The organism is Pseudoalteromonas sp. P80D2 (genome assembly GCF_036680945.1).
Classification (GTDB): domain Bacteria; phylum Pseudomonadota; class Gammaproteobacteria; order Enterobacterales; family Alteromonadaceae; genus Pseudoalteromonas; species Pseudoalteromonas shioyasakiensis.
In genome coordinates, this window is the sequence record NZ_JAZDAR010000026.1 from 283,004 (window position 1) to 289,275 (window position 6,272).

General features: G+C 42.4%; 6 protein-coding genes. 1 reads left to right on the forward strand and 5 read right to left on the reverse strand.

Annotated features, from left to right (window positions below):
- Positions 1-130: 130 nt before the first annotated feature.
- Entirely contained in the window at positions 131-1,435 is a 1,305-nt protein-coding gene (locus VRK28_RS06110) for an inosine/guanosine kinase (RefSeq protein WP_054560976.1), read from the forward strand.
- A gap of 6 nt (positions 1,436-1,441) precedes the next feature.
- Here the strand turns inward: VRK28_RS06110 and glsB are convergent, their stop codons facing one another.
- The 5 genes from glsB to ftsY all read right to left on the reverse strand — a co-directional run.
- Positions 1,442-2,362, reverse strand: coding sequence for a glutaminase B (gene glsB, locus VRK28_RS06115; RefSeq protein ID WP_054560977.1), 921 nt, complete (start codon positions 2,360-2,362; stop codon positions 1,442-1,444).
- Between the two features lie 81 nt (positions 2,363-2,443).
- A complete protein-coding gene (gene rpoH / locus VRK28_RS06120; RefSeq protein WP_054551048.1) occupies positions 2,444-3,307 on the reverse strand; it encodes an RNA polymerase sigma factor RpoH in 864 nt (287 codons plus the stop codon).
- A 225-nt stretch (positions 3,308-3,532) separates the two neighbouring features.
- Complete coding sequence (gene ftsX, locus VRK28_RS06125; protein ID WP_054551047.1) at positions 3,533-4,519, reverse strand: permease-like cell division protein FtsX; 987 nt, start codon at positions 4,517-4,519, stop codon at positions 3,533-3,535.
- The gene (gene ftsE, locus VRK28_RS06130; protein ID WP_054560978.1) at positions 4,516-5,193 is read right to left on the reverse strand and encodes a cell division ATP-binding protein FtsE; all 678 of its coding nucleotides are present in this window, start codon (positions 5,191-5,193) and stop codon (positions 4,516-4,518) included. Before ftsE ends, ftsX begins: the two co-directional genes overlap by 4 nt.
- A 53-nt stretch (positions 5,194-5,246) precedes the next feature.
- Positions 5,247-6,272, reverse strand: a 1,026-nt coding sequence (gene ftsY, locus VRK28_RS06135; RefSeq protein WP_332393617.1) for a signal recognition particle-docking protein FtsY, incomplete at its 5' end; no start/stop codon positions are given.

Consider the following 6,272-nt stretch of genomic DNA (forward strand, 5'->3'; position numbering starts at 1 on the left):
AAATGTCGGCAATAAATACTGCTACACTTAAAAATTAACGCAAAATTTAGTGGCTTTTTCATGGCTCAATGGACCCATATTGCGCTATAATCTCGCGCTTTTTTTATTTAGCTTACAACACGGGTAGCAAATGAAATTTCCTGGACGCCGCAGGCATAAACATTATTTTCCGGTGGAAGCCAAAGATCCACTGACGAATCAACTTAACTCAACCGACCGACTACAACGTAGTTATATTACGGGTATCGACCAAATTGTGGTAGATATTGAAGCGAAAGTTGATCAAGCTTTCCTAGATGAATTTCAATTGCGCCGTGGCATGTCGCAAGTGATCGATAACGATATTACCAACGCGCTATACGACAGACTAAAACTCGACAATATGATCGATTATGAGTTTGCCGGTGGTACGGTAGGTAACACCATGCACAACTACTCTACCCTAGCTGACGACCGATCAGTACTGTTAGGGGTAATGAGTGAAAATATCAAAATCGGCAGCTATGCATACCGTTTTTTATGTAACACCTCTAGCCGCGTTGACCTTGACTACCTTCAGCCTGTAGATGGCCCTATTGGTCGTTGTTTTACCTTAATTGACGAGACCGGTGAGCGTACCTTCGCAATCAGCGCGGGGCTTATGAATCACCTGCGCCCTGAATCAATCGATCAGGCACTTATTGAGAATTCATCAGCACTGGTGATCAGCGCATACCTAATGCGTACTCAAGGTGATGAAACCATGACAGAAGCGACCATGCAGGCAGTGAAATATGCCAATGATGCAGGTGTCCCTGTGGTTTTAACCCTTGGCACTAAGTTTCTAATTGAACAAGACCCTGCTTGGTGGGCTGACTTTGTAAAAGAGCATGTTGATATTCTTGCTATGAACGAAGAGGAAGGTCTTGCGATTACTGGCTTTGAAGATCCGCTTCTGGCAGCCGACAAAGCGCTAGATTGGACTGATTTAGTTATTTGCACGGCTGGCGAAAAAGGCTTGTTTATGGCCGGTTACGTAGACGACTCATTCAAGCGTGAAACAGAATACCCGTTATTACCAGGCGCGATTGCTGACTTTAACCGTTATGAATTTTCGCGCGCAATGCGTAAAGACGACTGCCAAAACCCAATTCGTGCTTACAGCCACACAGCACCGTTTATGGGCGGCCCAGATAGTATTAAAAATACCAATGGCGCAGGCGATTGTGCTCTGGCCGCGGTACTACATGACTTATCAGCAAACGTTTACCACAAACTTAATGTGGCAAACTCAGCGAAGCATCAGCAGCCTGCTATGACCTACTCATCGCTTGCACAAATTAGTAAATACGCTAACCGTGCAAGTTATGAAGTACTTGTTCAGCACTCGCCACGTTTATCTCGTGGCTTACCTGAACGTGAAGATTGTTTAGAGCAAGTTTACTGGGATCAGTAAGCGCGACTAAAAAATCGAAATATCCAGTTTCTGGGATAAACGCTCAAGAGCCGCTATCCCAGCTACTGAGTTACCATACGAGTTAAGTCTTGGCGCCCACACAGCCACAGTAAATTGATTTGGTAATACAGCTAAAATAGTACCCGACACCCCAGACTTACCCGGCATACCAACACGGTAGCCAAAATCCCCAGCAGCATCGTATAAACCACTGGTAAACAGTAACGAGTTTAACTGCTTATTTTGCCTTGCACTGAGTACTTCTTGGCCATTGGCATCTTTACCTTGGTTTGCTAAGTAATTGTAAGCTTTTGCTAATTCTACGCAGTTTAACTCTATGGCACAGAAGTTAAAGTAAGCCCATAACACATCATCAACTTCATTATTAAAGTTGCCGAATGACTTCATTAGATGCCCCATCGCGGCGTTGCGATGACGAAACTCATATTCAGAATTTGCCACTTTCTTATCAATAACAACCTGAGCATTTCCTGATAACTGACGAAATGACTCAAGCATAGAGTGCATTGGCGCAGATAAACGGCTATATAACGCGTCACAGGTGACAATCGCGCCGGCATTAATAAATGGGTTGCGTGGTATGCCCTGTTCAAACTCAAGCTGTGTAAGTGAGTTAAAAGCGGTGCCTGAAGGCTCTTTACCGACTCGTTGCCACAGCTCATCACCATAACGCTGAAGTGCTAAAGTTAAGGTCATTACTTTCGAAACAGATTGAATTGTAAAACGCGCACTACAATCACCCGCGCAATAGGTTTGCCCATCTACTGTATGAATAGCAATGGCAAACTGGTTTGGCTCAACCTCTGCAAGCGCAGGAATATAATCAGCAACCTTACCTTGGCTCAGTAATGGTTGAACTTCTTTTGTGATTTCATCTAATACATGTTGATAATCAATCTGTGACATACCGCGTCCTTTTAAAACAAAAAGCCCCGCATTTGCGAGGCTTTGTAGTCTACTAAAGATGGTTTGCTATAGCGATTGCTATTAGCTCATCGCTGATTGCAGTTTTTTCATCGCTGTTTTTTCTAGCTGACGAACACGCTCTGCTGAAACGTTATATTTCTCAGCAAGCTCTTGTAATGTTGCTTTATCGTCAGCTAACCAACGTGCACTTACGATGTCTTGAGAACGTTCATCAAGGGTTTTTAAGGCGCTGAATAAACGTGCATGAGACTGTTCTTGCCATTGCTGCTCTTCGATATCATCAGCAAGGTCAGCACTGCCATCTGTTAAATACTGTACTGGCGAGTATGTGCTTGTCGGTGCGTCGTCATTGTCGTCGCCCGTTAAGTCAAAGCCCATATCTTGGCCACTCATACGTGATTCCATCTCACGTACTTCTTTTTCACTTACACCTAGCTCATTAGCAACTGTGCTAACCTCAGCTTGGTTAAACCAACCTAAACGTTTTTTGTTTTTACGCAGGTTGAAGAATAATTTACGTTGCGCTTTTGTAGTTGCAACTTTCACGATACGCCAGTTTTTCAGTACGTATTCATGAATTTCAGCTTTGATCCAGTGTACTGCGAATGAAACTAAGCGAACACCTACACTTGGGTCGAAACGTTTTACCGCTTTCATCAGACCGATGTTACCTTCCTGAATTAAATCAGCTTGCGGTAAGCCATAACCTGAATAGCTTTTCGCAATATGAGCAACAAAGCGTAGATGCGACATAATGAGTTGCTTCGCAGCTTCAAGATCACCTTCTTCCTGAAGACGTGTCGCCAACTGCTTTTCTTTCTCTGCATCAAGCATAGGAATAGTGCTAACCGCTTGAAGGTAGCCGTCCATACTTGCGCTCTGTTGACCTGCAGTAAGTGCCATTGCGTATAAATCTTTACTCATTTTTCACCTCAGTGATAAACATTTGAAACCATCTTAGCACTCTTTAAGCGAGAGTGCTAACTTCAATTAAAAACTTTTTTAAAGTTCAAATCAAGTGGTTTTTGCATCTATTTTTAGTCTACGCTAACACGCTGAATAAGCGATGAATTCTAGCTTGGAGTGATATTTTGATAAATTAACAGCGACTACTATTTATCGCTAAAAGAGCAGTGTAACAATGAATTGTTACACTTTATCGGGTTCAATTTCTTTTATGTAGCGGTTAACTGATAAGTATGAACCAACAAATCCTAAGCCTGTTGCAAGAGCGACTAAAATGCCAAACTCTGTGAGTGTTAAACCAATCAAGTCAAAGCTGGTTTCATAAACACCCGCAACATCACTTACAGCAGCACCAAGCCACCACATCATTAACGCAACACAAATAAAAGAGAACAAACCGCCAATAATACCGTACCAAATCCCTGTCCATAAAAATGGCGCATGAATAAAGGTGTTTGTCGCCCCAACTAACTTCATAACTTGAATTTCGTCTTTCTTATCCATGATTGATAAGCGGATAGTATTACCAATGATCAGGGTGACGGAGGTTAATAATAGTAGAGCAATGGTGATCACGCTTTCTTTTAATAAACTTAAAAGTGCATTTAATCGCTCAAGCCAAGCAATATCGAGTTTACCAAAATCAACTTCTCTTTCGCCTTCAAGTTTTTGCAGTAATTGTTTTGCCGTATTTGGCTGACGGTATCGTGCTGTCGGCGTAACAATAACAACATCAGGTAACGGGTTCGCATCTAAATATTCAAGTGCTTGGCCAAATCCTGATACTTGTTTAAATTCAGTGAGGGCATCGCCTTTTGATATAAACTCCACTTTATCTACTTCAGGGTAGAGTGCTAAACGCTTAACCAAGGTTTGCGTTTGCTGTTCGCTCATAGTTTCTTTTACGAACAACGAGATCTCTGCGGCATCTTCAAAGCCACTGCTCACTTGCGAGACATTTTTAACCACTAAATAAAGCGTCGCTGGCAGTGTTAAGCTTAATCCCAATACCGCAATGGTCATCAATGAGGCTAAAGGCGTTCGCCACATTTCACCGAGGCTGTGCACACCTTGGCGAATAAGATTAATAAAGAAGAAATAAGGCGCTGCTAAAAATGACTTCTTCTGACGTTCGTTTTGGCTGTTGCGGCTTTTAAACAATAAACTCATAGTGCCCCCTCAGCTAACGGATCGTCAATCATACGGCCATCTTTCAGTGTTAGGCTGCGATAACGCATACGCGCAATTAAACCAATATCATGGGTTGCAATCAGCACGGTTGTACCATGATTATTAAAGTCTTCGAATAAACGTAAAATGTCCATCGAAAGTTCAGGGTCTAAGTTACCAGTTGGCTCATCGGCTAATAGGATTGGCGGTGAATTGACAATAGCGCGAGCAATACCTACACGCTGCTGCTCACCACCTGATAAGGTTGCTGGATTACACTTAGCTTTATCAAGTAACCCTACTTTATCAAGCGCACCGTGAACACGTTTAGCTATTTGCTTATGGTGCGTACCTTCAATGATTAAAGGTAAGGCAACATTATCAAACACTGAGTAACGTTCTAGTAAGCGGTGATTCTGAAAGATGATACCAATATCGCGGCGCACATAAGGGATCTGGCGTGATTTAACAGCATTTAAATCAACACCATTAATAAGCACCTGCCCGGCTGATGGACGCTCCATCAAGCTGATAAGCTTCAATAGTGTACTTTTACCTGCCCCACTGTGCCCGGTTAAAAAGGCCAGTTCGCCAGGCTTAATATGAAAGCTGACTTTTTCAAGGGCACGATGGCCACCTGGATATGTTTTACTGACTTGCTGAAAATTTATCATTTTAGTTATCAATCATCTTGCAGCGAAAAAGGGAGCAAGCTCCCTTTAGTTAATTATGCGTCATCCTCGTCTTGGCTAAATAGTGCATCAATAAAGTCACTACTATTAAAGGTACGTAAATCATCAATACCTTCACCAACACCAATGTAACGAATTGGGATATTAAATTTATCTGCAACGGCGAAAATCACACCACCTTTGGCGGTACCATCTAGTTTAGATAAAGTAATGCCCGTTAAACCAACACACTCATTAAATAATTTAACTTGGCTAATTGCGTTTTGACCTGTACCTGCATCAATAGTTAGCATAACTTCATGTGGCGCATCTGGGTCAATTTTCTTCATTACACGGGCAATTTTTTCAAGCTCTTGCATTAGGTTATCTTTATTTTGCAAGCGACCTGCTGTATCGGCGATTAACACATCAACATTACGAGCCTTTGCAGCCTGAAATGCATCAAATACCACTGACGCACTGTCTGCACCTGTATGCTGAGCAATCACTGGGATGCTATTACGCTCACCCCATACTTGTAACTGCTCAACCGCTGCAGCGCGGAACGTATCACCCGCAGCAAGCATTACTGACTTACCTTCGTTTTGGAACTGCTTAGCTAATTTACCAATCGTGGTGGTTTTACCTACACCATTTACACCCACCATTAAGATAACAAATGGCTTTTTATCACCACTTACAACCAGCGGCTGCTCGGCGGTTTTAAGCATACTAGCCATTTCTTGCTTCATTAACTCATATAAAGCATCACCATCTTTTAATTGCTTACGATCAGCGGCATCGGTTAGGTTATCAATCAACTTCATTGTTGTATCAACACCTAAATCGGCTGTTAGTAATTGTGTTTCTAGTTCTTCAAATAACTCATCGTCAATTTTCTTACCACTAAAAATAGACGCAAAGCCTGAACCAATATTAACGCGAGTTTTTAATAGACCTTTTTTAAGGCGTGCGAAGAAACCTTCTTTCTTTGGTTTTTCAGCAGCGGCTTGAGCAGCTTTCTCTTGCTCTACACGCTCAGCTTCTGCTTGTTCTTCAGCAATGCGTTCTTGCTCTAAACG

Bases quoted from the DNA above. Each gene is read 5' to 3' on its own strand.
- VRK28_RS06110 (WP_054560976.1), top strand. From the start codon at position 131: ATGAAATTTCCTGGACGCCGCAGGCATAAACATTATTTTCCGGTGGAA.
- glsB (WP_054560977.1), bottom strand. From the start codon at position 2,362: ATGTCACAGATTGATTATCAACATGTATTAGATGAAATCACAAAAGAA.
- rpoH (WP_054551048.1), bottom strand. From the start codon at position 3,307: ATGAGTAAAGATTTATACGCAATGGCACTTACTGCAGGTCAACAGAGC.
- ftsX (WP_054551047.1), bottom strand. From the start codon at position 4,519: ATGAGTTTATTGTTTAAAAGCCGCAACAGCCAAAACGAACGTCAGAAG.
- ftsE (WP_054560978.1), bottom strand. From the start codon at position 5,193: ATGATAAATTTTCAGCAAGTCAGTAAAACATATCCAGGTGGCCATCGT.